Genomic DNA, 25,571 nt, shown 5'->3' with positions numbered 1-25,571 from the left:
CGGTGGTTGACGGCCGCGGTTTAGCGGCGGTTGGCGGTTGGAGGTGGTGCTATGGCGGGGCGGGCGGTGCGAATAGGGCGGTGGGGGCTGGTTCTGGGGGGCGGGGCGCTGTGGTGGTGGGGGGTGGTGCGATGGGCGTTTGCGTCGGATGCCGGGGCGTGGGAGGGGATGGTCGTGGCTGGGGGGTGGGGGTTGAGTCTGCTTCCGGTGCACTGTGTGCCGAAGGCTCGGGTCAAGGCTGAAGATCCGGCCCGAGGTTGAAGGGCCGTCCAAGGCTGAGTCCCGCCCAAGGCTGATGGTCCCGCACAGGGCTGACCGGGGCCTGGATTGCGCTCTGGGGAGTGGTCCGCGCGGTGCCTACCAGGGCATGGCTACGCCGCCGTTCGGGCGGAGGATCTGGCCGGTTGTGAAGGCTGAGGCGTCGCAGGCGAGATGCAGGACGGCGTGCGCGATGTCCTCCGGTTCGCCGACCCGGCCCAGTGGTGACATCCGTGCCATGACCGCTTCGGTCCGCGCTTGGGCCTCGTCGTCGTGGCGGTCCGTCATGGGCGTACGGATCCAGCCCGGTGCGACCGCGTTGACGCGGATGCCGTGCGGCCCCATCTCGGTCGCCAGGGTCTTCGTCAACTGGACGACTGCCGCCTTCGCCGCCCCGTAGCAGAGCAGCCCGGGCCCTCCGGTGTCGACGGCGCCCGAGGCCATGGTGACGATGCTGCCGCGCGTCCCGGACGCGATCATGGCGCGGGCTGCCTCCTGGCACGCGTAGAGCACGCCCTTGAAGTTGACGCCGAGTACTCGGTCGAGGTCCTCGTCGCGGGTCTCCAGGACCGGGCTGTTGTGCATGATCCCGGCGACGGCGGCCATCACATCGAGGCGCTCGCAGGCCGCGACCGCCTGGCCGAGCCGGGCGCGGTCGGTGACGTCGAGGGCGTATGTGTGGGCCACGCCGCCCTTGTCCTTGATCAGGGTCGCTGTCTCGTCGAGGCCCTGGTCGTCGCGGTCCGCGCAGTGGACGACGGCTCCCGCCTCGGCGAGCAGCACTGCACAGGCGCGGCCGATGCCGCTTGCGGCGCCGGTGACGAAGGCGGTGCGTCCGGTGAGGTCGTACGCCGTGACAGGCATGTAAGGACCGTACGAGGGTTTCTGACGGGTCGTCAATTACTCGTACGAGATGGGTGGCGTCCTAGGTGGCGGGCTTGTACGTGACGAGGGTGTACGTGATCGGGAGGGCCTTGTCTCGGGGACCGGGCCGGACTGGCATGTCGGGCACCAGTACGTGGGCCGCTCTCGCGAGCCGTCGCCCTGGTTCGCCGTACGGATCGAGGTGCGGCAGCGCAGGCATGGGCGGGGCGCGCGGCCGTAGACGTAGAGGTTCTGGTCGCGGCGACCCGTGGTGCTGCGGGCGGGGCGGTCGCGGTTGGCTTCCAGGAGTTTCTTGGCGAGGGCGGGCAACTGGGCGGCACGTTCGGCGTCGAGGTCGCTGATGGGCAGCCATGGGGTGACCCCGAGCAGGAAGCAGAGCTCACTCTTGTAGACGTTGCCGATTCCGGCGAGATTGCGCTGGTCGAGGAGGGCTTCGCCGAGCGGGCGGGCCGGGTCGCGCAGGAGGTTCTCCAGGGCCTTGTCGGGGTTCCAGTCAGGGCCCAGAAGGTCGGGGCCGAGGTGGCCCACGGCCCGGTGCTCCTCGGTGCTGCGGAGCAGTTCGAGTACGGGGAGCCGGTAGCCGACCGCTGTGTGCTCCGCGGTGCCGAGGATCACGCGGATCTGGTGACCGGGGCCGCCGCTCCAGCGCTGGCCGGACGCGTACACCTTCCAGGAACCGTCCATCCTCAGATGCGTATGCAGCGTCAGCCCGCCCTCGATGCGGATGAGCAGGTGCTTTCCGCGTGGGGTGACGTCCAGGACGGTGCGCCCGGTGAGGTCGGCCGTCGCGTACTGGGGCACCCGGAAGTCTGAGCGCGTGAGCACGCGGCCCGCGAGCGCCGTGTGCAGGCGCCGGGCGGTCTGCCAGACGGTGTCTCCTTCGGGCATGGGGTCCAGGGTGGCATGGGGTGGGCGGGTGCGTCTTGGTCGGGAACGCGGGGAGGCTGGTGGAGGGTAGGTTGCGCGGCTGAGGGCGGGAGGCGTGGCTGGTCTGCCGGGTGGGGAGCGGCGGCTGGGAGGGGAGCGGTTATGGGGAGGGAAGTGGTGGCGGGGATCAGGCAGGTCCGGGCCGTGGCCTCGAGCGGGCATCGGTCTGCTGGTACGGGTGTACGGCCTCGGCTGGTCCTATGCCCGGAGGCGTAGGCCCCGCGGTGTCGCGTGGAAACCGGCTCCTTCCAGGAGCGTGCCGAAGGGCGACGTCAGGGCCGAGGCGCCGTTCACACGCTCCACCGTGACCGTGCCGAGGGAGCCCGCGCGGGCGGCCGCGGAGAGGGCCTCGGCGGCTATGCGCAGACGCGGGTCGTTCAGCGGTATGTCATCCGAGGTGGAGGGCCAGGCCAGGAGGGTCTTGCCGCCGCGCTCCATGTAGAGGGCCAGCTCGCCGTCGACCAGCACGACCAGGGAACCCGCCTTGCGGCCGGGCTTGTGACCCGCCCCGTCCGGAGGGTCGGGCCAGGGAAGGGCCGCCCCATAGGCGTTCGCCGGGTCGGCGGTGGCCAGGACGACGGCACGGGTGGCGTTGCTCGGACGGGGACGGGAGGCGGGGCCGCCGGGGAAGCCGGTGCCGGAGTGGGCGTCGGCGTAGGGGTCTGGGAAGCCGTTGGTGTCGCCCAAGAACTCGGGCGCGCTCGGGAACCCCGGCTCTGGCAGGGTTTCGCCTCGCTCGCGTGCGTTCGCCGCCGCGCGCAGCCGGTCCACCGCGCCGTCCATCGCGAACTGCGCGGCACCGAGCCCCTCCACCACATAGCCACGGCGTGCCTGTCCGCTGTCTTCGAAGGCGGACAAGATGCGGTACGTCGCCGAGAAGCCGCCCTCGACTCCTTCCGCCGTGACCGCGCCCCGGGTGACCACGCCGTGCCGGTCGAGCAGGGTGCGGGCCAGGGCGTGGGCGCGCACGGTGGGATCGGCCTCGCGGTCAGGGAGCAATGACCAACGGCCCGCGACGGTGGGAGGGCCGCTACGGGAGGCGGGGCGCGCCGCGGCCGTCAGGCTGCCGTACCGCCCGCGCGGGACCGTGCGCTTCGCGCGATGGGCGGTGGAACCCGCGGTGCGGCCCGATCCCAGGAGCGAGCGCATTGGGCCGAGGGTGTCGTTCGTCAGCCGGCCCGACCAGGCCAGGTCCCAGAGGACGTCGGCGAGTTGGGGGTCGGTGGCGTCGGGGTGCGTGGTGGCGCGGATCTGGTCGGCGATCTGTCGGAAGAAGAGTCCGTAGCCCCCCGAGAGGGTGTCGAGGACCGACTGGTGGAGCGCGGTCAGCTCCAGAGGATGCGGGGCTGGCAGCAGCAGGGGAGCGGCGTCCGCCAGATACAGGGACACCCAGCCGTCCTTGCCGGGCAGCGCGCCGGCTCCGGCCCATACCACCTCGCCGGCGGCGGTCAGCTCGTCGAGCATCGCCGGTGCGTAGTTCGCGACCCGGGACGGCAGGACGAGTTTCTCGAGGGCGGAGGCGGGCACCGAGGCACCCTGCAGCTGCTCGATGGCGCGGACGAGACCGTCGATGCCGCGCAGTCCGTGTCCGCTGCCCAGGTGCTGCCACTGCGGCAGGAACTGGGCGAGCGCGGCGGGCGGCACCGGCTCCAGCTCCTGTCGCAGCGCCGCGAGCGAACGGCGCCGCAGCCGCCGCAGCACCGTCGCGTCGCACCATTCCTGGCCGATGCCAGCGGGGTGGAACTCTCCTTGTACGACACGGCCGCTCGCGGCGAGCCGCTGCAGGGCGCCCTCGGTGACCGCCGTGCCGAGGCCGAAGCGCGCCGCCGCCGCGGTCGAGGTGAACGGGCCGTGGGTGCGTGCGTACCGCGCGAGGAGGTCGCCGAGCGGGTCCTTGACCGGCTCGGTGAAGGCTTCGGGGACGCCGACAGGCAGTGCCGTGCCGAGCGCGTCACGCAGTCGGCCCGCGTCCTCGATCGCCGCCCAGTGGTCGGCCCCGGCGACCCGGACCCGGATGGCGCGCCGGGACGCCGCCAGCTCCGGGGCCCACTCCGGTTCGGCGCCGCGCTCGGTCAGTTCCGCGTCCGTGAGGGGGCCGAGCAAGCGCAGCAGGTCCGCGACGCTCTCGACGTCCTTGGCACGGCGGTCCTCGGTGAGCCACTGGAGTTCGCGCTCCAACTCGCTCAGGACGTCGGCGTCCAGCAGCTCGCGCAGCTCGGCCTGGCCGAGAAGTTCGGCGAGGAGCCGGGAGTCCAGCGAGAGGGCTGCGGCGCGTCGCTCGGCGAGCGGGGAGTCGCCCTCGTACAGGAACTGTGCGACGTATCCGAACAGCAGTGACCGCGCGAACGGTGACGGAACCGGCGTGGTGACCTCGACCAGCCGCACCTTGCGGGACTCGATGTCGCCCATCAGTTCCGCGAGGCCGGGGACGTCGAAGACATCCTGAAGGCACTCGCGGACCGCCTCCAGGACGATCGGGAAGGAGCCGAACTCGCTGGCCACCTGGAGCAGTTGGGAGGCACGCTGGCGCTGCTGCCACAGCGGGGTGCGCTTGCCGGGATTGCGGCGCGGCAGCAGCAGGGCGCGGGCGGCGCACTCGCGGAAGCGAGACGCGAACAGGGCGGAGCCGCCGACCTGGTCGGTGACGATCTGATCGACCTCGCCCTTGTCGAAGGCGACGTCCGCCGCGCCCACGGGTGCCTGCTCCGAGTCGTACTCCGTGCCCAGCTTCACGGGCTCCTGGTCGAGCAGGTCCAGGCCCAGCAGATCGGCGTCAGGGAGGCGCAGTACGATGCCGTCGTCGGCGTGCATGACCTGCGCCTCCATGCCGTACCGCTCGGAGAGGCGGGCGCCCAGCGCGAGGGCCCACGGGGCGTGGACCTGGGCGCCGAAGGGGGAGTGCACGACGACTCGCCAGTCGCCCAGTTCGTCGCGGAACCGCTCGACGACGATGGTGCGGTCGTCCGGGATGTGACCGCAGGCCTCACGCTGTTCGGCCAGATAGGACAGGACGTTGTCGGCGGCCCAGGCATCGAGGCCGGCGGCGAGGAGCCGGAGCCGGGCGTCGTCCTTGGGCAGGGAGCCGACCTCGCGCAGGAAAGCGCCCACCGCGCGGCCCAGTTCGAGCGGGCGGCCCAGCTGGTCGCCTTTCCAGAACGGCAGCCTGCCCGGCACACCGGGCGCGGGCGAGACGAGGACGCGGTCGCGTGTGATGTCCTCGATGCGCCAGGAGCTGGTGCCGAGCGTGAAGACATCGCCGGTCCGGGATTCGTAGACCATCTCCTCGTCGAGCTCGCCGACCCGGCCGCCGCCCTTCTTGGGATCGGCGCCCGCGAGGAACACCCCGAAGAGGCCCCGGTCCGGAATCGTGCCCCCGGAGGTGACGGCGAGGCGCTGCGCACCGGGGCGCCCGGTGACCGTCCCGGCAACCCGGTCCCAGACGACGCGCGGCCTCAACTCCGCGAAGGCGTCGGACGGATAGCGGCCCGCGAGCATATCCAGCACCGCCGTGAACGCGGACTCCGGAAGCGATGCGAAGGGAGCCGCCCGGCGGACCGTCGCGAGCAGGTCGTCGACCTGCCAGGTGTCCAGGGCGGTCATGGCGACCAACTGCTGAGCCAGCACATCCAGGGGATTGGCGGGGACACGGAGGGACTCGATGGAGCCGGTGCGCATCCGCTCGGTCACGACGGCGGCCTGGACGAGATCCCCTCGGTACTTCGGGAAGACGACACCGGTGGAGACAGCCCCGACCTGGTGCCCCGCGCGGCCGACGCGCTGCAGCCCGGAGGCCACCGACGGCGGGGACTCGACCTGCACGACGAGGTCCACCGCGCCCATGTCGATGCCCAGTTCCAGACTGGAGGTGGCGACCACCGCAGGCAGTCGGCCGGCCTTGAGGTCCTCCTCGACCAGCGCGCGCTGCTCCTTGGAAACCGAGCCGTGGTGGGCGCGCGCGATGACGGGCGGGGCACCCTGCGCCGCGCCCGAACCGCCCATCAGCTCGGCCGGACCATGGTGCTCCTCCAGAGGCTCACCCGTCGCCCTCTCGTACGCGATCTCGTTGAGCCGGTTGCACAGCCGCTCTGCGAGCCGCCGGGAATTCGCGAACACGATCGTCGAGCGGTGTGCCTGGACGAGATCGGCGATCCGCTCCTCGACATGCGGCCAGATCGACGGGCGCTCGGCACCCTCCTCGGAGTCCGCGACCGGGGAACCTCCCAACTCGGCGAGATCCTCGACCGGAACCACCACCGACAGGTCGAACTCCTTGCCGGACGGCGGCTGGACGATCTCCACCTTGCGGCGCGGCGAGAGATAGCGCGCCACTTCGTCCACCGGACGCACCGTCGCGGACAGGCCGATGCGGCGCGCCGGCTTCGGCAGCAGCTCGTCGAGCCGCTCCAGGGTCAGGGCGAGATGGGCGCCGCGCTTGGTGCCCGCGACCGCGTGCACCTCATCCAGGATCACCGTCTCGATACCGGTCAGCGCGTCGCGCGTGGCCGAGGTGAGCATCAGGAACAGCGACTCCGGAGTCGTGATCAGGATGTCCGGCGGCCGCGTGGACAGCGCGCGGCGCTCGGCTGCCGGGGTGTCCCCGGAACGGATGCCGACCTTGACTTCGGGCTCGGGCAGCCCGAGGCGCACCGCTTCTTGCTTGATGCCGGTCAGCGGACTGCGCAGGTTCCGCTCGACGTCGACCGCGAGCGCCTTGAGCGGCGACACGTACAACACCCGGCAGCGCTTCTTGGGGTCGGCCGGGGGCGGTGTCGAGGCCAGCTGGTCCAGCGCGGCGAGGAACGCGGCCAGCGTCTTGCCGGAGCCGGTCGGCGCAACCACGAGCACGTCCGAGCCCTCCCCGATAGCTCGCCACGCCCCGGCCTGGGCGTCGGTGGGCGCGGAGAAAGCACCCGTGAACCAGCCGCGGGTCGCGGGCGAGAAGCCGTCGAGGGCATCGTGTGCAGACCTGACCATGCCCCCATCCTGCACCTCGCCACTGACAATGCGTCTGACCTGCGAAAATGGTCTCGCGGCGGGGGTCGGCGCGAGGCGCCGGAGCCAGAGGAACGGGCTGTGGCGAGGGCCGGCGCAGGCTGCGGTGCGGGGTGCTACGCGCCGCGATGAGGGCATACGCACCTGATGGGGGCGTACGCACCTGCCGCCCCGCATCGTCGCCCCGAACCGCTCAGCTCCCAGCGGAGGACCGAGTCCGGGCCCGGCAGCATCCCATGCCCGCACTGCTCGAAAACCCCCCGAACCCAACGGGCGACCTGACGCAGAATGGGCACATGGCAAGTTCCGGCGAGCGAGCGCGGCACTGGCGGTACCCGGAACTGCCAGACGTCGATCTGCTGCGCGCCCGGTACATCCGGAAGACCTTCGTCCGGCACACCCACGAGAACTTCGTCATCGCCGCCATCGCAGACGGCGTCGAAGTCTTCCACCACGGCGGCGCGGACCAGTACGCGGGACCCGGCTCCCTGGCCCTGGTCAACCCAGACACCCCGCACACCGGTCGCGCGGGCAGCCCCGAGGGCTGGCGGTACGGGGCGGTCTACCCGTCCCCCGACCTGGTGGCCGAGATCGCCGCCGAAACCACCGTGATCCGCGGCACCCCCGGATTCACCGCCCCTGTGCTCGACGACCCCTACGCCGTGCGCCTGGTCCACCAAGTCCTGCGCGCCGCCGACGAAGGCAACGCACTCGCCGCCGACACCCTGCTGAGAGTCGCCGTGACCCGACTCCTGCGACTGAACGGAGGCCCGCTCCCGCAGCGCACCCCGCGCACGGCAGGCGCCCGAATCGCGGCACGCGCGCGTGCCGTCCTAGAGGAACGCATGACCGAGCCGCCCACCCTGGAACGGCTCGCCGCCGACCTCGGCACCAGCCCCTTCGCGCTGCTGCGTGCCTTCCGGGACACCTACGGCATGCCTCCCCACGCCTGGCTCACCGACGCCCGCGTACGCCGCGCACGCCACCTCCTCGACGCCGGCACCGCACCCGCCGAAGCCGCCCACGCCGTGGGCTTCACCGACCAGCCGCACCTCAACCGCCACTTCACCCGGATCGTGGGCGTGCCGCCAGGGGCGTACCAGCGCGAGCGCAAGAACGTACAAGACCCACAGGAGAGGCTCCTTCTACCGTCCGAGGCGTGGCAGAACAGACAGCACTCCCAGACACACACCGTGAAGAACGCGGAAAACCCGACGCCGCCGTCGTACGAGACGCCCTCGGCGTCGGGGTCGCCGTCGGACTGTCCGGCTTCGCCTTCGGAGTGACCTCGGCAGGAAGCGGCCTCACCCTGCTGCAGACCTGCGCACTCAGCCTCCTGGTGTTCACCGGCGCCTCGCAGTTCGCCCTCGTAGGGGCGCTGGCGGCCGGAGGAAACCCCTTCACCGCCGCCGCGGGCGCGTTCTTCCTGGGGGTACGCAACGCCTTCTACGGGCTGCGTCTGTCGCAGTTGCTGGCCCTCCCGCGCGCGACGCGGCCGTTCGCCGCCCAGTGGGTCATCGACGAGACCGCGGCCGTCGCGCTCGCCCAACCCACTCGACGCAGTGTGCGCATCGGCTTCACCGTCACCGGGCTGACCCTCTACGTGCTGTGGAACCTCACCACATTGCTCGGCGCACTGGGGGCCGAAGCAATCGGCGACACCAACGCCTGGGGCCTGGACGCCGCCGGGCCCGCCGTCTTCCTGGCCCTCCTCGCGCCGATGCTCAAGACGACCACGGAGCGGGCCGTCGCAGGCCTCGCAGTCGTCCTGGGCCTCGGACTTCTGCCCGTACTGCCCGCCGGTGTGCCCGTCCTGGTGGCCGCGCTTTCCGCACCGGCCGTCCTGTGGGCGGAGGGCCGCCGCAGGGGTCGTACGACCACTGAGGAGCCCGCCGACGACGTACCAGACGCACTGGGGGAAGACCGTTGAACATCTGGATCGCGATCGGCGTGACCGCCGTCGGCTGCTACGCCGTCAAGCTCATCGGTCTCCTCGTCCCCGCGGGGGTCCTGGAAAGGCCGCTCGTCCAACGGATGGCCGCCCTACTACCCGTCGCTCTGCTGGCCGCTCTTACGGCCCAGCAGACCTTCGCCGACGGCCGGGTCCTGCACCTTGACGCGAAGGCCGCGGGGCTTGCGGCAGCCGCCGTGGCGCTGCTTCTGCGGGCTCCCTTCCTGCTCGTCGTCGCGGCGGCCGTGTTGGTCACGGCAGGGGTGCGGGCGATGACCGGCTGACGCAGCGGGCGGGGGGCGGCACGCGCGCGTGGAGGCCGGTTTACGTACGCGCCGCCCTAGACGCCCGGCCCTGGGCACGTCAGCCGACAGGCCGCCCGTACGCCCGCAGAGTACGCAGCGCCTCGATCGTGACGATCGGACGCGCCTCCAGGGCGGTGCCCGGCGCCCACTGTCGCCAACGGATCGGCCAACCGCCGTCCTCCTCCTGCTCGTTGGCCAGGAAGTCCAGCGAGCGATCCATCTCCTCGTCGGTGAACCACGCGCGCGCGAGCGAGTCCGGCGTCTTCGCGTAGTCGTGCGCGAAGTGGTGCTCGCCCGGTGCGTAACCCGGCGCCACCGGAAACTCCTCACGCCGCTCCGGGGCAAGCGCAACGAGCCGATGCTCGCGCACCAGACGGCCGAGCCGGTCGGCCGCCGCCTCCGCACGCGAACGATCGGGCGCGGAGTCCAGAAAAGCCACGGCCGCCTCGATCTCGTACGGATGCGACTTCTCCAAGGACTCCACCGCCTGCCAGCAGAAGTCGGTGGCCCTGAACAGCCAGGCGTGCCACACCTCGTTGCGGTGCAGCAAGCCCACGACGGGTCCTGTGGCGAGGAGTTCACTGGGCGGGTCGTCCACGACCGGCACGAAGGGCGCCACCGGATAGCCGCGCTGGCTGGGATGGATCGCCGGCAGCGCGCCGTCCTGCGTCGACACGGCGGTCAGATAACGGCACACACGCTCTACCCGCTGCCCGCCGCACCGACCGATCGAGTCCAGGACGCGCAGCGCGTGCCCGGTGTGCAGGGGCTGGCTGACCGGGCCCCGGAGATCGGGCTCGAGCGCGTGACCGTACCCCTCGTCGTCATTGCGGTACGCCGCCAGCGCGGTCTCCACCGCGTCGGCACTGCCACCGAGGAAGTGGTACGCGAAACGCCGCTGCTCCAGCACGCGCGCGGTCAGCCAGACGAAGTGCTCGGCGCGGGTGAGCAGGGAGTGCGCCGGGCGCTTCGGGGGGAGTGGGGATGCTCCAGTTTCGGCCATGGCCCGACCGTAGGGCGGAAAGCGTTCTCGACAAGCGGTCCCGGCTCGGACCCACCCTCAGGGGCGGGATACTGGAGTCATGCGGTTGACGGTCTTCTGGCAGCGGATGGCGGAACACTTCGGCAAGGGATACGCCGACACCTTCGCGCGCGATCACGTCATGTCGGAACTCGGCGGACGCACCGTCCACCAGGCGCTGGACGCGGGCTGGGAGGCAAAGGACGTGTGGCGCGCGGTGTGCACCGCCATGAACGTTCCGCACGAAAGGCGCTGAGCGACCACGAGGATCCGAAGACCGGGACCGATTGTCGGTGGCGTGGGCGAGACTTGGACGGTGGCATCGACAGACGAGACCGCCCAGGTCGCACAGCAGGCATCCCCGCTCGGCACGACGCCGCCCACGCGGCCCTCGACCGAAGACCCGACGGGGCGCACCCGCATGCCACGCTGGCTGCCACGCGCCATGGTACTCGCCCTCACCCTCATCGCCTGCTTCCAACTGGGCAGTTGGGCCTTCCACCAGCTGACCGGGCTGCTGATCAACATCCTGATCGCGTTCTTCCTGGCACTCGCCATCGAACCCGCGGTGAGCTGGATGGCCGCGTACGGCATGCGCAGAGGACTGGCCACCGCCCTCGTGTTCTTCGCAGTGATGATCGCGGGCGCAGGCTTCGTCACCCTGCTCGGCTCGATGCTCGCCGGACAGATCATCGACATCGTCGAAGAGTTCCCGAAGTACGTCGACTCGGTGATCAGCTGGATCAACACGACCTTCCACACTGAGCTCAGCCGCGTCGACATCCAGGACAGCCTGCTCCGCTCCGACTGGCTCCGCAGATACGTGCAGAACAGCGCAGGCGGCGTCCTCGACGTGTCCGCCCAGGTCGTCGGCGGTCTCTTCCAACTCCTGACGATCACACTGTTCTCGTTCTACTTCGCCGCCGACGGACCGCGACTGCGGCGCGCGCTGTGCTCCGTACTGCCGCCCGCCCGCCAGGCCGAGGTGCTGCGCGCCTGGGAAATCGCCGTCAACAAGACCGGCGGATACATCTACTCACGCGGCCTGATGGCACTGATCTCCGGCATAGCGCACTACATCCTGCTGGAGACCCTCGAAGTGGACTACGCCCCCGTGCTCGCCGTCTGGGTGGGCCTGGTCTCGCAGTTCATCCCCACGATCGGCACCTACCTCGCCGGCGCCCTGCCCATGCTGATCGCCTTCACGGTCAATCCCTGGTACGCGCTGTGGGTGATGATCTTCGTCGTGGTCTACCAGCAGTTCGAGAACTACGTGCTGCAGCCCAAGCTGACCGCCAGAACCGTGGACGTCCACCCGGCAGTGGCCTTCGGGTCCGTCATCGCGGGCACCGCGCTGCTCGGCGCCGTCGGCGCACTGATAGCCATCCCCGCCGTCGCCACGCTGCAGGCGTTCCTGGGGGCGTATGTGAAGCGGTACGACGTGACGGACGACCCTCGGGTGCAGGGGCACCGTAGGCGGGGCTCGAGCGCTCTCCTCGCGCGCCTACGAGGCGTTTTGAGCGGGCCAGGGAGGGCGCAGCCGGTAGTGGAAAGCGAAGCGGCGGAGGAAGCGGACGGGGAAGCGGTGCGGGACTCCTCGTAGCGCATCCGCGCACACGCCCACGGGTCGCGATTGAGGCGGGTGGTGCGCTTGACACCAAAATCGAACATCCATTCTTATGGAATCTCCGGCGGGGCTCTCGACGGCGATTTCGCGGGGAAGTGCCCGAGTTATCCACAGGCAGGACGGGCGTCGGGGCGCATTGTCAGTGGTAGGCGTTAGCGTCTTTGACGTGAAGCGATCGACTCAAGCAAATCGGGTGGAACCCATGGCAGGAACCGACCGCGAGAAGGCCCTCGAAGCCGCACTCGCACAGATTGAACGGCAGTTCGGCAAAGGCGCAGTCATGCGCATGGGCGAGCGGCCGAACGAGCCCATCGAGGTCATCCCCACCGGGTCGACCGCACTCGACGTAGCGCTCGGCGTCGGCGGCATCCCGCGCGGCCGAGTGGTGGAGGTGTACGGACCGGAGTCCTCCGGCAAGACGACCCTGACCCTGCACGCGGTGGCGAACGCGCAGAAGGCCGGCGGCCAGGTGGCCTTCGTGGACGCGGAGCACGCCCTCGACCCCGAGTACGCGAAGAAGCTCGGCGTCGACATCGACAACCTGATCCTGTCCCAGCCGGACAACGGCGAGCAGGCCCTGGAAATCGTGGACATGCTCGTCCGCTCCGGCGCCCTCGACCTCATCGTCATCGACTCCGTCGCCGCCCTCGTGCCACGCGCGGAGATCGAGGGCGAGATGGGCGACTCGCACGTGGGTCTGCAGGCCCGCCTGATGAGCCAGGCCCTCCGGAAGATCACCAGCGCACTCAACCAGTCCAAGACCACCGCGATCTTCATCAACCAGCTGCGCGAGAAGATCGGCGTGATGTTCGGGTGCTTCAACTACTCGACTCGGGTCACCCTCGCCGACGGTACGCAGGAGAAGATCGGCAAGATCGTCAACCAGCGGATGGATGTTGAGGTCCTCTCCTACGACCCGGACACCGACAAGATCGTCCCTCGACGCATCACCAACTGGTTCGACAACGGGAACGCCGAGCGGTTCCTTCAGTTCACCGTGGCCAAGTCTGGAAAGAACGGCAAGGCGCAGTTCGCCGCGACGGAGAACCACTTGATCCGCACACCAGGAGGCTGGCGTGAGGCGGGTGAACTGATCGCCGGAGACCGCGTGCTCATCAGTGAGAAGAAGGCGCTGAGCGGGCAGCAGGAGCAGGTCGTCCTCGGGGCACTGATGGGCGACGGCAGCCTTTCCCCGAACAGGAAGGGCCGCACCGGAGTTCGTTTCCGTATGGGGCACGGTGCCAAGCAGGCCGAGTACCTGGACTGGAAGGTCTCGTTGCTCGGGAACATCGGATGCTCTCGGACACAGAACGAGAAGGGTGCGGTCTTCGCGGACTTCACTCCGCTTCCGGAGCTGGACGAGCTGAGGGAAGTCGTCTACCTCGGCGGAGACAAGAAGCACATCACCTGGGAGCACCTCAAGGCGCTGACCCCGCTGGCCCTCGCCGTCTGGTACATGGACGACGGTTGCTTCACGGTGCGCTCCCAGGGGCTTCAGGAGCGTACGGAAGGCGGCTCGGGCCGGATCGAGATCTGCGTCGAAGCCATGAGTGAAGGCTCACGGGAACGCATCGTCGACTACCTGCGAGACACGCATGGCCTGGACGTGCGACTCCGCCTCGCAGGTGAGCGACAGATGGCCGTACTGCACTTCAGCACCGACTCATCGGCGCGCTTCCAGGAGATGGTGGCTCCCTTCGTGCACCCCTCCATGCAGTACAAGCTCCTTCCGCGCTTCCGTGGGCGGTTCGGTGTCGAGCCGGAGTTCGTCGAGGAGACACAGCGCCTGGTGGCCTCGAGGATCCTTGACATCCACGTCAAGCCGCCGACGCGTTCCATGAAGAAGTTCGACATCGAAGTCGAGGGCACGCACAACTACTTCGTGGACGGCGTCATGGTGCACAACAGCCCGGAGACCACGACCGGTGGCCGGGCCCTGAAGTTCTACGCCTCGGTGCGCATGGACATCCGCCGCATCGAGACCCTGAAGGACGGCACGGACGCGGTAGGCAACCGCACGCGCGTCAAGGTCGTCAAGAACAAGGTCGCGCCCCCCTTCAAGCAGGCCGAGTTCGACATCCTCTACGGGCAGGGCATCAGCCGCGAGGGCGGCCTGATCGACATGGGTGTGGAGCACGGCTTCGTCCGCAAGGCCGGCGCCTGGTACACGTACGAGGGCGACCAGCTCGGACAGGGCAAGGAGAATGCTCGCAACTTCCTGAAGGACAACCCCGACCTCGCCAACGAGATCGAGAAGAAGATCAAGGAGAAGCTGGGCGTCGGTGTGAAGCCGGTGGAGCCGACCGTCGAGCCGGGTGCGGACGCGGCGGTCTCGGCCGTCCCGAACGAGGCTGCGAAGACGGCGCCTGCTCCGGCGGCCAAGGCCACCAAGTCCAAGGCCGCGGCGCCCAAGAGCTGATCCGTGACGCGACGAACCGACTGGGCTGAGTACGTCTATCCCGGTGGCCCGGAAGGGCAGAGCCACCGAGGTGACGTCGGCTCCGTCGGAGGCGGAGACAGGGCAATGGGCGGTGACGGGCTGGACGGCACTGGCGCGAGCGCCGAGGGGGCGTACGGCAGTGATCCGGACGGTGACGGCCGGCGTGGCCCGCGCCGTGGTGACGGTTCGCCTCGCGATGACGGTGCGCCAAGTAGCGGCGTAAGTCGGGGCGGTGGCCGTGATGGACGGTCTCGTGGCCGCCGGAGGCGCGGCTTCGGGGAGTCGTCCGGCGGCCTGAAGAACGGAAGCCCCCCTTCCTCGTCGAGGGCCGAGGCGGGGGAGCCTTCAGGGGACCCGGTTGAGCGGGCGCGGGCCATCTGCCTGCGCCTGCTCACCGGGACCCCCCGCACGCGAAAGCAACTCGCGGACGCGCTGCGCAAGCGCGAGATCCCGGACGACGTGGCGGACGAGGTGCTGTCCCGCTTCGAAGAGGTTGGCCTGATCAACGACAGCGCCTTCGCGGACGCCTGGGTGGAGTCCCGTCACCACGGCCGGGGCCTGGCCCGGCGAGCGCTGGCGCAGGAGCTGCGGACCAAGGGCGTGGACTCGACGCTGATCGACGAGGCCGTCGGACAGCTCGACTCCGAGCAGGAGGAGGCAACGGCGCGGGAGCTCGTGGCCCGCAAGCTGCGCTCCACCCGAGGCCTCGACCGCGACAAACGGCTACGGCGCCTTGCGGGCATGCTCGCCCGCAAGGGCTACTCCGAGGGCATGGCTCTCAGAGTGGTCCGGCAGGCGCTGGAGGAAGAGGGGGAGGACACGGAGGGGTTGGGAGACGAGGGGTTCTGAATGCGGGGCTAGAGGCAGGGACTTCCAGGGCGTCACGGAGGCAGGCTGTCTAAGACGTCACCGGAAGCCCAGCCGCCCGCCACGCCTGGAAGCCTCCCACCAGATCCGTAGCCCGTCGCAGCCCCAACTGCCGCAGTGACGCGGCAGCGAGGCTCGACGCGTAGCCCTCGTTGCAGATGACCACGACTCGTAGATCGTGGCCTGTGGCCTTGGGGGCGCGATGGCTGCCCTGGGGGTCGAGTCGCCACTCGAGTTCGTTGCGCTCGACGACGAGGGCGCAGGGAATCAGGCCGTCGCGGTCGCGCAGAGCAGCGTAACGAATGTCGACCAGTAGGGCCTCGCCGGCCTGCGCGGCATCGTGGGCGTCCGCAGCCTCGACGCGGTCGAGGTCTGAGCGGACGCGCTCGAGCAACTCGTCGATTCCCATGGGCCGTTCAGCGCTCATTAGAGGACCCTTTCTTGTGCAGCCCTGGATAGGGTTGTGACCTCTCGGTCCCGGTGGGTGCATGGCCGTGGGTGCGCGCTACGCGATAGCCACAGTGAGTGACGCCAGCCCCGCCGGGCCGAGGCCGTCTGATCGGCATCAGGGACACGCCCCGTCGAGGGCCGATTAATGAGCTCCCGGCAGACGTCCTCGCCACCGGGCAGGTGCTCCGCGCACAACTCAGGAGTACTTCTTTCGTGTACTTCGTGTACATCGGATGGGACTGGGCGACCGAGACTCATGACGTGACCGTCATGGACAACACCGCTGCCCGTGTGGACCGTTGGGAACTGGCACACACCGAGGAAGGAATCACCAAGACTCTGGCCCGGCTGCGCCGTCACGGCACGCCGGCGGATCTGCCCGTGCTCATCGAGACCTCGCGCGGCCTGGTGGTGGACCGGCTGCTGGCCGCGGGCCACCCCGTGGTCCCCGTGCACCCGAACGCGTTCCACGCGATGCGGCCACGCTGGGGAGCGTCGAAAGCGAAGACCGACGCCGGTGACAGCCACAAGCTCGCCGACTACCTGCGCACCGACGGCCACCTGCTGCCCCGGCTGGAGCCCACCGACCAGGCCACTCTGGACCTCCAGGCACTCACCCGGCAGCGGGCCGACCACATCGAGGCCCGCGTCGCCGCCGTCAACCAGCTGGTCGCGCTGCTGGATGCGCACTGGCCAGGCGGAAAGGCGGTCTTCTGCGACCTGGACAGCGACATCGCCCTGGCCTTCCTCGACCGTTACCCCACCCCGGCCTCCGCCGCCAAGCTCACGGCCGGACGCCTCGAAGCATGGTGCAAGCGGCGCGGCTACTCCGGAAAACGGCCCGGCAGCGTGCTCATCGAGCGGCTGAGGTCCGCTCCGCAGGCCGCGTCCCGGCTCGGCGAGAGCATCATCGCTCAGCTGGTTCGCGTCCAGGTCCAGCTGGTGAAGGCGGTCCGCGCGACCATCCGTGAGCTGGACACCGCGATCGCCACGGCGGTCAAGACGCACCCTTACGCGCCGCTGTTCGCCTCGATGCCGCGCATCGGCAAGGTCAACCTCGGGCAGGTGATCGGCGAACTCGGCCCGATCCTCGAACGCGCGCAGACGAGCGAGCAGTTCATCGCCGAAGTCGGCGTCGTTCCCGTCACCCGGGCATCCGGGAAGTCCCACTCGGTGACCTTCCGGTTCGCGACCAACCAGAGAGCCCGCCAGGCCATCACCACCTTCGCCGACAACAGCCGGCACAGCAGCGACTGGGCCGCGAAGATCTACCGCGACGCCCGGGCCCGCAAGAAGCGACATCCCCACGCCACCCGCATCCTCGCCCGCGCCTGGCTGCGCGTGATGTGGGCCTGCTGGCGCGACGGAACCTGCTACGACCCCGCCATCCACCAAGCCAACGGAAAGATCAACACCACAGCCGACACCTCCGTGGCGGCATAGGGGTTGACTCAGGGAACTCACTGCCAGTCCTCCGGGCGTTCGACCTGCTCAAGACGCATGATCTGGCCGGTACGGCTGTAGCGGCGGATCCGGGGCAGCGGCGGGTAGTACGCGTGGACGGAGATCGCGTGCTCTTCGGGGGACTCGTTGAGTACCTCGTGCACGTGGTTACGGCCGAAGGCGCGTCCCTTGCCGGCCGGCAGTCGTCGTTCCTGGTCGATTCCCTCGGTGAGTTCCAGGGTCTTCCAGCCGTCGGTGGGAAGCCTGGCCGTGAGCGAGTTCTCCTTGAGTTCGCCCGACGCCGTGAGGAAGGCCCCGACCGACTCGGCGTGGTCGTGCCAGCCGGTGCCGGTGCCGGGTGGCCATCCGATGAGCCAGGCCTCGCTGCCACCGGGGCCTTCCAGACGTACCCAGGTACGGCCCTCGATGTCGAGCGGGAGTGAGGCGATCAGCTCTGTGTCGGCGGCCGTACGCCGGACGAAGTCGAGCAAGTCGGCCTGGGTGGGGGTGGAGCGTGTGGGCGTGGTGTCAGCGGGAGCGGAGACAGAGGGTGACACAGACACGGGTACCGTCCTGATGAGTGTTCGCGCGGGGGCGCGGGCCGAACAGTGGGTGGCGCGCGCGGGTGAGAGAGATGCGAATTCAGCAGGACGAGTGACACACGCAGCCCGCATAGCGGACGAGGTCCATATGGACCCTCCGCCACAGGTGCACACAGGTGTCGGTCACGATCCGGAGTACACCATGGCGGTGCGGGCCGGTCAACTCGGGGTCGCCGTATGTACAGGCGGTCCGGTGGCACCGTGCGGACAGGGTGGCTCAGCTCGTTCCCGCCGTGGCCTCGGTCGTGGACAGTGATCTGCCCAGCGTCGCCTCGGCGGCCTGGTACAGATCGGCCGGGCGCACGCCGCTAAGCGCTGTGACCAGGTGTCCGTCGGGGCGGATCAGCAGCACGGTGTGCGCGGCGGCGCCCGGATAGGCCTCGGCGACGAGCAGTTCGGCGGGGTGAGGCAGTGCGGTCACGGCAGCTGCGAGCCGCGGCATGATCCCGGCCGTCATCCAGTGCTTGCGTTCCCACACACCCGTACCGGGCGCGATCAGCAGCACGAGGAGCGCGCCACGGCCCAGCCGATCCCGCAGTTGCACAAACGAACCGTCCTCCGCCGTCACCCGTACATCGACGACCGGAGCACCAACCTCCGTGGCGACCTCGGCCGCCGACTCGGCGCGTCGAGGCGTGAGCGGCGAATCGGTGTACGCCCCCGGCGTGCCCAGCGGGCCGCGCCCAAGGTGACCGTCCGTGAGCAGCGCATCGTGGCCGCGCGCCGAGCCGGGCACGACGGAGCGCAGGCCTCCGCCGGCGCGCAGCAGCGGCAGCGACTGGTCGGCCGCGCGCAGCCGGGCGGCGACGATTGCGCGCCGTTCCACCTGGTAGCTGTCCAGCAGCGCCTCGTGCGGACCGTGGTGCCAGGCGAGGGCCAGCTTCCATGCGAGGTTGTCGGCGTCCCGCAGGCCCTCGTCGAGCCCCTGGGCGCCGAGTGCGCCCAGCAGATGCGCGGCGTCTCCGGCGAGGAAGACCCGGCCGACGCGCCACCGGCGGGCCAGGCGGTGGTGGACGGTGTGGACTCCGGTGTCGAGCAGTTCGTACGGAGGTGTGGAGCCCCCGCTCCAGCCTGCGAGGGTCTCGCGGACGTGTGCCACCAGCAGGTCGGGGGTGACCAGGTCCTTCCCTGGCGGCAGCAGCCAGTCCAGCCGCCACACGCCGTCGGCGAGAGGACGCCCGGTGACCTCCCCGGCCGAATGCCCGGACATCCGCCATGGCGGCATCCGATGCAACAACGCCTCACCCGGCCACGGAAGTTCCGTACGCAGCGCCGCGACGGCGTGCCGCTCCACGGCTGTACGTCCCGCGAAGCGGACGTCCTGGAGCTTGCGCACGGTCGAGCGCGGACCGTCGCAGCCGATCAGGTAACTGCCGCGCCACCACGTGCCCTTGGGGCCGCGCGTGTGCGCCGTTACTCCCGCCTTCTCCTGCTCTATCGAGTCGAGGCGGTTCTCCACGGCAACCTTGATCAGGCGCTCGCCCGCGATCGCGTCCCGCAGGGCGGCCGTCAGCACGTGCTGGGCGATGTGCAGCGGCGCGGGCTCGTCATCGCCGAACGTGATCTGCTGCATCACCTGCTTGCGCCGCATCGACCGCCATCCGGCCCAGCGGAAACCGGCCTCGGAGACCGGGAATCCCGCGAGCCGCACCATGAGCGCGGCGGTGTCCTCGCGCAGTACGACGGTTCGTGCGGACCGCTGTTCGTCCTTGCCGGGGCCCTCGTCCAGGACGACCGACGGGACCTCCTGCCGCGCCAGCGCCAGGGCGAGCGTGAGTCCGACAGGCCCCGCTCCGACGATGATCACCGGGTCCACGGCGTGGCTCCCCCTGCCCGGAGTGGTGTCCTGAGTGTCCTGTCGGGACTTGCAGCTGGAGCAGGGTGCACGATCACAGAACGTATGCAACCTATTGGTGGTGCTTGCGTCAAGTGACGGAGGCAGTGGCGATCATGCCACTGCCTCCGTACGGGTCACGCCGTTTGACTCCCCATCAGATGCCGCCGCCAGCACCGGTCGCCGTCGTGCCCCCCACCTCGCCGGCGTTGATGTCGTCCACGTTGTCGGCCCCGAGGACCGCACCCGTGCTCTTCTTGCTGCGGCGAAGCCTGCGCTCCAGCCAGCTTGCGAAAGTGGTGAGCGCGAAGTTCAGAGCAACGAAGATCAGCGCGACGATGGTGAAGGATGCGATGGTGTTCGCCCCGTAGAAGGAGCTCATCGGGCGGACGGACGCGAGCAGTTCGGAGAAGTTGAGCAGCGCGCCGCCCAGAGCGGTGTCCTTCACGATGACCACGAGCTGACTGACGATGGCTGGAAGCATCGCGGTGACCGACTGCGGCAGAAGTACGCTCCGCATGACCTGGCCCTTGCGCATTCCGATGGCCAAGGCCGCTTCCCCCTGCCCCTTCGGGAGGGACAGGATTCCCGCCCGTACGACCTCGGCGAGCACCGAGGCGTTGTAGAGGACGAGGCCCGTGACCACGGCATAAAGAGGCCGGTTGTCCGAGCTGATGCCTTCGAACTGTGTGTAGAGCTCGTTGGCGAACAGCATGAGGATCAGAACCGGAATGGCGCGGAAGAACTCCACGACGACGCCGGAGGGCAAACGGACCCACAAGTGGTCCGAGAGCCGGGAGATGCCGAAGAGTGCACCGAGCGGAAGCGCGATGACCATGGCGAGGGACGCGGCGATAAGTGTGTTCTCGAGTCCCGGCAGAATGTACGTCGTCCAGGCACGGGAGTCGGTGAAGAACGGGCTCCACTTGTCCCAGTCGAGTTGGTTCCGCTCATCCAGCGTCAGATAGACCCACCACAGTACGGCCGCGAAAGCGGCCAAAGAGACCACGGTGAGCAGGACATTCCGGCGCTTGGCGCGGGGGCCAGGGGCGTCATAGAGAATGGAGGTCATCGCTTCACCGCCACCTTCTTGCTCACCCAGCCGAGGATCAGGCCCGTCGGGAGGGTGAGGCAGACGAATCCGAACGCGAAGACGGCGGAGATCAGCAGGAGCTCAGCCTCATTCTCGATCATTTCCTTCATCAGGTAGGCCGCCTCCGCCACCCCGATCGCTGCCGCCACAGTCGTGTTCTTGGTCAGGGCGATCAGAACGTTGGCCAGCGGCCCGACCACCGAACGGAAGGCCTGCGGCAGCACGATGAGCCCGAGGACCTGGGTGAAACTAAGCCCGATGGCACGAGCTGCCTCGGCCTGGCCGACGGGCACAGTGTTGATACCGGAGCGCACCGCCTCGCAGACGAAGGCGGAGGTGTAGGCGATCAGCCCGAGCACCGCGAGCCGGAAGTTGATCGTCGTGATGTCCTCCGCGCCGAGTGTGATGCTCAGCGTCTGGTACAGGCCCAGCGAGGTGAAGATGATGATGACAGTAAGGGGGATGTTCCGCACAACGTTCACGTACGCCGTGCCGAAGCCACGCATGAGAGGCACGGGGCTGACCCGCATGGCGGCCAGCAGTGTTCCCCAGATCAGTGAGCCAATGGCGGAGTAGACGGTGAGTTGCACCGTTACCCAGAACGCCCCCAGCAGGTCGTAGCCTTCAAGAAAGTCGAACACGATTTCCCGCGCTTCCGCGTGTCTGGACGAGACGGCGCGCCGCTGCGGTGGGCGGCGGCGCGCCTATGCTGCTTGCTGACATTGCGTCAGCGGAGTCACTCGACGATCTGGCCGATCTTGGGGGCCGGCTCGTACTTGTAGTTGGCCGGGCCGAAGTTCTTCTTGACGGACTCCTCCCAGGAGCCGTCCTCGACCATCTTCTCCAGCGCCGTGTTGATCTTGGCCTTGAGGTCGCTGCCCTCCTTGACGCCGATGCCGTAGTTCTCGTTGCTCAGCTTCAGGCCGGCCAGCTTGAACTTGCCCTTGAACTGCTCCTGTGCGGCGTAACCGGCGAGGATCGAGTCGTCGGTGGTCAGTGCATCGACGACCTTGTTCTCCAGGCCGGTCAGGCACTCCGAGTAGCCGCCGTACTCTTGCAGCTGAGCCTGGGGAGCGATCTCATCCTTGACGTTCTGCGCCGAGGTGGACCCTGTGACGGAGCAGAGCTTCTTGCCGTTCAGGTCCTCGCCCTTGGTGATGTTGTCATCGGCCCGGATGAGCAGGTCCTGGTGCGCGAGCAGGTAGGGACCGGCAAAGTCCACCTTCTGGTCGCGCTCGTCGGTGATCGAGTACGAGGCGGCGATGAAGTCGACGTCACCGCGATCGAGCATGGTTTCCCGGTCGGCGCTCTTCGCTTCCTTCCACTCGATATCGCCGGCCTCGTAGCCGAGTTCCTTGGCGACGTATGTCGCCACGTCGATGTCGAAGCCCTCGTACGTGCCGTCCGCGGTCTTCTGGCCGATGCCCGGCTGGTCGATCTTGACACCGATCGTGATCTTGTCGCCGCCCCCGGACCCAGACCCGGTGTCAGCACTGTCACTATCGCCGTCTCCACCACAGGCCGTCGCGGTAAGGGAGAGGACGAGCGCAGTGGCCGCCGCGGCGGTGACCTTGCGAAGCTTCATGGTGAACATCCTTTGAGTGGTAAAGAGAATGCCGTTGTTGCTGGTGGCGCAGGTCGTCAGTGGTGCAGGATCTTCGACAGGAAGTCCTTGGCGCGGTCACTGCGCGGGTTGCTGAAGAACTGGTCCGGCACAGCCTCCTCGACGATTCGGCCGTCCGCCATGAAGACGACACGGTTGGCAGCCGAACGAGCGAAGCCCATCTCGTGCGTGACGACGATCATGGTCATGCCGTCGCGTGCGAGCTGCTGCATGACCTCCAGGACCTCGTTGATCATCTCCGGGTCGAGAGCCGAGGTCGGCTCGTCGAAGAGCATGACCTTGGGGTCCATCGCCAGCGCCCGAGCGATCGCTACACGCTGCTGCTGACCGCCCGAGAGCTGTGCGGGGTACTTGTCCGCCTGGGCGGTGACACCGACCCGGTCGAGCAGTGCCCGTGCCTTCTCCTCCGCAGCCTTCTTGTCCGCCTTGCGGACCTTGAGCTGGCCCAGCGTCACGTTCTCGAGCACGGTCTTGTGTGCGAACAGGTTGAACGACTGGAAGACCATGCCGACGTCGGCGCGCAGCCGGGCGAGTTCCCTGCCCTCCTCGGGCAGCGGCTTTCCGTCGATCGAGATGGTTCCCGACTCGATGGTCTCCAGGCGGTTGATGGCGCGGCACAGGGTGGACTTTCCGGACCCGGAGGGTCCGATGACCACGACGACCTCGCCACGGGCGATGGTCAGGTCGATGTCCTGGAGCACGTGCAACGCGCCGAAGTGCTTGTTGACGTTCTTCAGCACGACCAGATCGTCGGCCGTGGGTACGGCGTCCTTGGTCACCGATACTTCGGTCATCGGCCTCTTGCTCCGTCCTCCTCGGTTGCGGAGGACAGTAGTAACGCCTTACGACCAGCGTCATTACATCTGAGGGGAAATTGAGCATAACGATCTGGCAGCAACCGGACACTTTTCGTGAACGGTCGCCTCCGGTGCGTACCGGCTGGGTAACGGAAGCCCGCCGCGACTCGAACCCTCTTGACGCCGTACTTGTGCATCGGCGTGACTGCCTGGGTGCACGCGTGCGTGCCCATGTCTACGCGCCGAGACTGTATGGCCGATGAACCGAAGGGGGCCGGAATGCGACTGCTCCTCGTCGAGGACGACAACCATGTCGCCGCCGCTCTGTCCGCGGTACTCGCGCGCCATGGCTTCGACGTCACACACGCCCGCAGCGGGGAGGAGGCGCTCCAGGCGCTCGTGCCCGAGGGCGCGGGTTTCGGAGTGGTTCTGCTCGACCTGGGGTTGCCCGACCAGGACGGCTACGAGGTTTGCGGGAAGATCCGTAAGCGCACCAGTATTCCGGTCATCATGGTGACCGCGCGCTCCGATGTACGTTCTCGGATCCACGGACTCAACCTAGGCGCCGATGACTACGTAGTGAAGCCCTATGACACCGGTGAACTGCTGGCTCGTATCCACGCCGTCAGCCGGCGCACCGTCCCCGAGGAAACGGCTGCCCCTGTAGAGACCTCTCTGCACTTGGGTCCCGTACGTATCGAACTGCCCACTCGCCAGGTCAGCGTGGACGGTTCGGTTGTCCAACTGACCCGCAAGGAGTTCGACCTTCTCGCGCTTCTCGCCCAGCGCCCCGGAGTGGTGTTCCGGCGGGAGCAGATCATCAGTGAGGTGTGGCGCACCAGTTGGGAAGGGACCGGCCGCACCCTGGAGGTGCATGTTGCCTCCCTGCGCTCCAAGCTGCGCATGCCCGCCTTGATCGAGACCGTGCGCGGCGTCGGCTATCGGCTCGTCGCGCCCGCGGCGTAGCGGGTTCAGGTGCGCTCACGTCTCCTTCCGCTGCTCATCATCCTGATGGCGGCCGTCCTGCTCGCCCTCGGTATCCCGCTCGCCGTGAGCCTGGCGGCGGCCCAGCAGCAGAGGGTGGTCGTCGACAGGATCGACGACACGGCACACTTCGCGTCGCTCGCACAGTTCGTCGACATCGACAGCCCGAACGGCTCACCGCTCGCCCCCCCGGGCGAGCGCGGTAAGACCCTGCAGAAGGAACTCGTCAAGTACCACAAGGTGTACGGCATCAAGGCCGGCGTCTTCTATCGCGGCCGAGGACCGATGGCCCACGCACCCACGAACTGGAACCTCCCGGAGGTGGGTGAGGTCCTCGACCCGGAGGAGGGTGAGGTCCTCGACTCGTTCAACGAGGCGCTCGCGAGCCGCCGCAGCCACGAGCCCGCGCAGGTCTGGCCGTGGCAACGCAACCGTCTCGTCGTCGCGTCTCCTGTCATCCGGGACGGCGACGTGGTGGCGGTCGTGGTCACCGACTCGCCCACCGGGCAGATGCGCTCAAGAATCCTGTACGGCTGGCTGATCATCGGCGCGGGCGAGGCCGCCGCGATGCTCCTCGCGCTCGGCGCCGCGCTGCGCCTGACCGGCTGGGTGCTGAGGCCCGTACGCGTCCTCGACGCCACCACCCACGACATCGCGACCGGGCGCCTGAAGTCCCGGGTCGCGGCCGCCGGCGGTCCGCCGGAACTCAGGCGCCTGGCCCGGTCGTTCAACGAGATGGCCGACAACGTCGAGGACGTACTGGAACAGCAGCGCGCCTTCGTCGCCGACGCCTCGCACCAGCTGCGCAACCCCCTGTCCGCTCTGCTGCTGCGCATCGAACTGCTCGCCCTGGAACTCCCCGAGGGCAACGAGGAGATCGCCTCTGTCCGCACCGAGGGCAAGCGCCTCGCCCAGGTCCTGGACGATCTCCTCGACCTCGCCCTCGCTGAGCACAGCGAGGCGGACCTGCGGCTCACCGACATCGGCGAGCTGACCGCCGAGCGCGTGGCGTCCTGGTCGCCGGTGGCCGACGACAAGGGCGTGCGACTCGTCGGGGCCTGCCCCGCCACGACCGCCTGGGCCGACCCCATCGCCCTCTCCAGCGCGCTGGACGCGGTGATCGACAACGCGTTGAAGTTCTCACCCGAGGGTGAGTGCGTCGAGGTCGAGGTGGCCTCCGACGGCAAGGTCTCGACCATCGTCGTCACCGACCGCGGACCGGGCCTCAGCGACGAGGAACTCGCCCGCATCGGCGATCGCTTCTGGCGCAGCGCCGGCCACCAGAACATCAAGGGGTCGGGTCTCGGGCTGTCCATCTCCCGGACGTTGCTCGCGGCGGGCGGCGGCTCGATCGCGTACGACCGCCACGAGCCGCACGGTCTGAAGGTGACGGTGATTGTGCCGCGCTCGGGGCCTGCGGCCTGAGCGGGCCGCCACGGCTTGCGGAGAGCTTCGTCAGCCCCTTCGGGCT

The 25,571-nt window shown here is 69.1% G+C and carries 20 protein-coding genes and 4 pseudogenes; 12 read left to right on the top strand and 12 right to left on the bottom strand.

The window, feature by feature from the left end; translation table 11 throughout:
- Window positions 1-357 precede the first annotated feature (357 nt).
- From OHT21_RS11975 to OHT21_RS11965, 3 genes are all read right to left on the bottom strand, one after another.
- The gene (locus tag OHT21_RS11975; protein WP_328768250.1) at window positions 358-1,122 is read right to left on the bottom strand and encodes an SDR family NAD(P)-dependent oxidoreductase; all 765 of its coding nucleotides are present in this window, start codon (window positions 1,120-1,122) and stop codon (window positions 358-360) included.
- A gap of 36 nt (window positions 1,123-1,158) precedes the next feature.
- Window positions 1,159-2,031, bottom strand: coding sequence for an Fpg/Nei family DNA glycosylase (locus OHT21_RS11970; RefSeq protein WP_328768249.1), 873 nt, complete (start codon window positions 2,029-2,031; stop codon window positions 1,159-1,161).
- 237 nt (window positions 2,032-2,268) lie between these two features.
- The gene (locus OHT21_RS11965) at window positions 2,269-7,044 is read right to left on the bottom strand and encodes an ATP-dependent helicase (RefSeq protein ID WP_328768248.1); all 4,776 of its coding nucleotides are present in this window, start codon (window positions 7,042-7,044) and stop codon (window positions 2,269-2,271) included.
- 47 nt (window positions 7,045-7,091) lie between these two features.
- Between OHT21_RS11965 and OHT21_RS11960 the strand changes: the two are divergent.
- The 3 genes and pseudogenes from OHT21_RS11960 to OHT21_RS11950 all read left to right on the top strand — a co-directional run.
- Window positions 7,092-8,108, top strand: a pseudogene (locus OHT21_RS11960) (AraC family transcriptional regulator); the annotation flags it as partial.
- Window positions 8,109-8,221: 113 nt separating this feature from the next.
- Complete coding sequence (locus tag OHT21_RS11955) at window positions 8,222-8,992, top strand: AzlC family ABC transporter permease (protein WP_328768247.1); 771 nt, start codon at window positions 8,222-8,224, stop codon at window positions 8,990-8,992.
- Entirely contained in the window at window positions 8,989-9,297 is a 309-nt protein-coding gene (locus OHT21_RS11950) for an AzlD domain-containing protein (protein ID WP_328768246.1), read from the top strand. The genes OHT21_RS11955 and OHT21_RS11950 overlap by 4 nt, the downstream gene beginning before the upstream one ends.
- 79 nt (window positions 9,298-9,376) lie before the next feature.
- Here the strand turns inward: OHT21_RS11950 and OHT21_RS11945 are convergent, their stop codons facing one another.
- Window positions 9,377-10,321 (bottom strand): hypothetical protein, encoded by a 945-nt coding sequence (locus tag OHT21_RS11945; RefSeq protein WP_328768245.1) that lies wholly within the window; start codon window positions 10,319-10,321, stop codon window positions 9,377-9,379.
- A 79-nt stretch (window positions 10,322-10,400) separates the two neighbouring features.
- Between OHT21_RS11945 and OHT21_RS11940 the strand changes: the two genes are divergently transcribed.
- The 6 genes and pseudogenes from OHT21_RS11940 (at window position 10,401) to recX (ending at window position 15,255) form a co-directional block, all read left to right on the top strand.
- Complete coding sequence (locus tag OHT21_RS11940) at window positions 10,401-10,595, top strand: DUF3046 domain-containing protein (RefSeq protein ID WP_328768244.1); 195 nt, start codon at window positions 10,401-10,403, stop codon at window positions 10,593-10,595.
- Window positions 10,596-10,655: 60 nt separating this feature from the next.
- On the top strand, window positions 10,656-11,942 hold the full coding sequence (locus OHT21_RS11935) for an AI-2E family transporter (RefSeq protein ID WP_328768243.1): 1,287 nt from the start codon (window positions 10,656-10,658) through the stop codon (window positions 11,940-11,942).
- A 226-nt stretch (window positions 11,943-12,168) separates the two neighbouring features.
- Window positions 12,169-13,017: pseudogene (gene recA / locus OHT21_RS11930) on the top strand (recombinase RecA); the annotation flags it as partial.
- Window positions 13,018-13,074: 57 nt separating this feature from the next.
- A pseudogene (locus OHT21_RS44650) lies at window positions 13,075-13,848 on the top strand (LAGLIDADG endonuclease); the annotation flags it as partial.
- A gap of 6 nt (window positions 13,849-13,854) precedes the next feature.
- Window positions 13,855-14,385: pseudogene (locus OHT21_RS11920) on the top strand (recombinase RecA); the annotation flags it as partial.
- A 3-nt stretch (window positions 14,386-14,388) separates the two neighbouring features.
- Window positions 14,389-15,255, top strand: coding sequence for a recombination regulator RecX (recX, locus tag OHT21_RS11915; protein ID WP_328768242.1), 867 nt, complete (start codon window positions 14,389-14,391; stop codon window positions 15,253-15,255).
- 49 nt (window positions 15,256-15,304) lie between these two features.
- Here recX and OHT21_RS11910 read toward each other — a convergent pair whose 3' ends face one another.
- The gene (locus OHT21_RS11910; RefSeq protein WP_328768241.1) at window positions 15,305-15,700 is read right to left on the bottom strand and encodes a rhodanese-like domain-containing protein; all 396 of its coding nucleotides are present in this window, start codon (window positions 15,698-15,700) and stop codon (window positions 15,305-15,307) included.
- A 236-nt stretch (window positions 15,701-15,936) separates the two neighbouring features.
- On the opposite strand from OHT21_RS11910, the gene OHT21_RS11905 reads away from it, so the two are divergent.
- On the top strand, window positions 15,937-17,166 hold the full coding sequence (locus tag OHT21_RS11905; protein WP_328768240.1) for an IS110 family transposase: 1,230 nt from the start codon (window positions 15,937-15,939) through the stop codon (window positions 17,164-17,166).
- 17 nt (window positions 17,167-17,183) lie between these two features.
- Here the strand turns inward: OHT21_RS11905 and OHT21_RS11900 are convergent, their stop codons facing one another.
- The 7 genes from OHT21_RS11900 to OHT21_RS11870 all read right to left on the bottom strand — a co-directional run bounded on the left by OHT21_RS11900 (window position 17,184) and on the right by OHT21_RS11870 (window position 23,113).
- Window positions 17,184-17,729 carry a cysteine dioxygenase gene (locus OHT21_RS11900; RefSeq protein WP_328768239.1) on the bottom strand — a complete coding sequence of 182 codons (546 nt, stop codon included), beginning with the start codon at window positions 17,727-17,729 and terminating at the stop codon, window positions 17,184-17,186.
- A 79-nt stretch (window positions 17,730-17,808) separates the two neighbouring features.
- Window positions 17,809-17,880, bottom strand: a complete 72-nt coding sequence (locus OHT21_RS11895) for a putative leader peptide (protein WP_328774051.1) — start codon at window positions 17,878-17,880, stop codon at window positions 17,809-17,811.
- A 105-nt stretch (window positions 17,881-17,985) separates the two neighbouring features.
- Window positions 17,986-19,584, bottom strand: coding sequence for an FAD-dependent monooxygenase (locus OHT21_RS11890; RefSeq protein WP_328768238.1), 1,599 nt, complete (start codon window positions 19,582-19,584; stop codon window positions 17,986-17,988).
- Between the two features lie 175 nt (window positions 19,585-19,759).
- The gene (locus OHT21_RS11885) at window positions 19,760-20,674 is read right to left on the bottom strand and encodes an amino acid ABC transporter permease (protein ID WP_328768237.1); all 915 of its coding nucleotides are present in this window, start codon (window positions 20,672-20,674) and stop codon (window positions 19,760-19,762) included.
- Entirely contained in the window at window positions 20,671-21,336 is a 666-nt protein-coding gene (locus OHT21_RS11880) for an amino acid ABC transporter permease (protein WP_328768236.1), read from the bottom strand. Before OHT21_RS11880 ends, OHT21_RS11885 begins: the two co-directional genes overlap by 4 nt.
- Window positions 21,337-21,431: 95 nt before the next feature.
- On the bottom strand, window positions 21,432-22,280 hold the full coding sequence (locus OHT21_RS11875; protein ID WP_328768235.1) for a glutamate ABC transporter substrate-binding protein: 849 nt from the start codon (window positions 22,278-22,280) through the stop codon (window positions 21,432-21,434).
- Window positions 22,281-22,336: 56 nt separating this feature from the next.
- Window positions 22,337-23,113 (bottom strand): amino acid ABC transporter ATP-binding protein, encoded by a 777-nt coding sequence (locus OHT21_RS11870; RefSeq protein ID WP_328768234.1) that lies wholly within the window; start codon window positions 23,111-23,113, stop codon window positions 22,337-22,339.
- Window positions 23,114-23,395: 282 nt separating this feature from the next.
- Between OHT21_RS11870 and OHT21_RS11865 the strand changes: the two genes are divergently transcribed.
- Together OHT21_RS11865 and OHT21_RS11860 are read left to right on the top strand one after the other, a co-directional pair.
- On the top strand, window positions 23,396-24,082 hold the full coding sequence (locus OHT21_RS11865; RefSeq protein ID WP_328768233.1) for a response regulator transcription factor: 687 nt from the start codon (window positions 23,396-23,398) through the stop codon (window positions 24,080-24,082).
- Window positions 24,083-24,091: 9 nt separating this feature from the next.
- On the top strand, window positions 24,092-25,525 hold the full coding sequence (locus tag OHT21_RS11860; protein WP_328768232.1) for a sensor histidine kinase: 1,434 nt from the start codon (window positions 24,092-24,094) through the stop codon (window positions 25,523-25,525).
- Window positions 25,526-25,571 lie beyond the last annotated feature (46 nt).

The sequence above is a fragment of the Streptomyces sp. NBC_00286 genome (genome assembly GCF_036173125.1).
Taxonomy (GTDB): domain Bacteria; phylum Actinomycetota; class Actinomycetes; order Streptomycetales; family Streptomycetaceae; genus Streptomyces.
Note: the sequence above shows the minus strand (reverse complement) of the source record. Positions and strands in the feature narration are given on the sequence as shown.

Coding starts and splice junctions, on each gene's coding strand:
- OHT21_RS11940 (WP_328768244.1), top strand. CDS start 10,401: ATGCGGTTGACGGTCTTCTGGCAGCGGATGGCGGAACACTTCGGCAAG.
- OHT21_RS11975 (WP_328768250.1), bottom strand. CDS start 1,122: ATGCCTGTCACGGCGTACGACCTCACCGGACGCACCGCCTTCGTCACC.
- OHT21_RS11970 (WP_328768249.1), bottom strand. CDS start 2,031: ATGCCCGAAGGAGACACCGTCTGGCAGACCGCCCGGCGCCTGCACACG.
- OHT21_RS11885 (WP_328768237.1), bottom strand. CDS start 20,674: ATGACCTCCATTCTCTATGACGCCCCTGGCCCCCGCGCCAAGCGCCGG.
- OHT21_RS11945 (WP_328768245.1), bottom strand. CDS start 10,321: ATGGCCGAAACTGGAGCATCCCCACTCCCCCCGAAGCGCCCGGCGCAC.
- OHT21_RS11965 (WP_328768248.1), bottom strand. CDS start 7,044: ATGGTCAGGTCTGCACACGATGCCCTCGACGGCTTCTCGCCCGCGACC.
- OHT21_RS11870 (WP_328768234.1), bottom strand. CDS start 23,113: ATGACCGAAGTATCGGTGACCAAGGACGCCGTACCCACGGCCGACGAT.
- OHT21_RS11865 (WP_328768233.1), top strand. CDS start 23,396: ATGCGACTGCTCCTCGTCGAGGACGACAACCATGTCGCCGCCGCTCTG.
- OHT21_RS11875 (WP_328768235.1), bottom strand. CDS start 22,280: ATGAAGCTTCGCAAGGTCACCGCCGCGGCGGCCACTGCGCTCGTCCTC.
- OHT21_RS11910 (WP_328768241.1), bottom strand. CDS start 15,700: ATGAGCGCTGAACGGCCCATGGGAATCGACGAGTTGCTCGAGCGCGTC.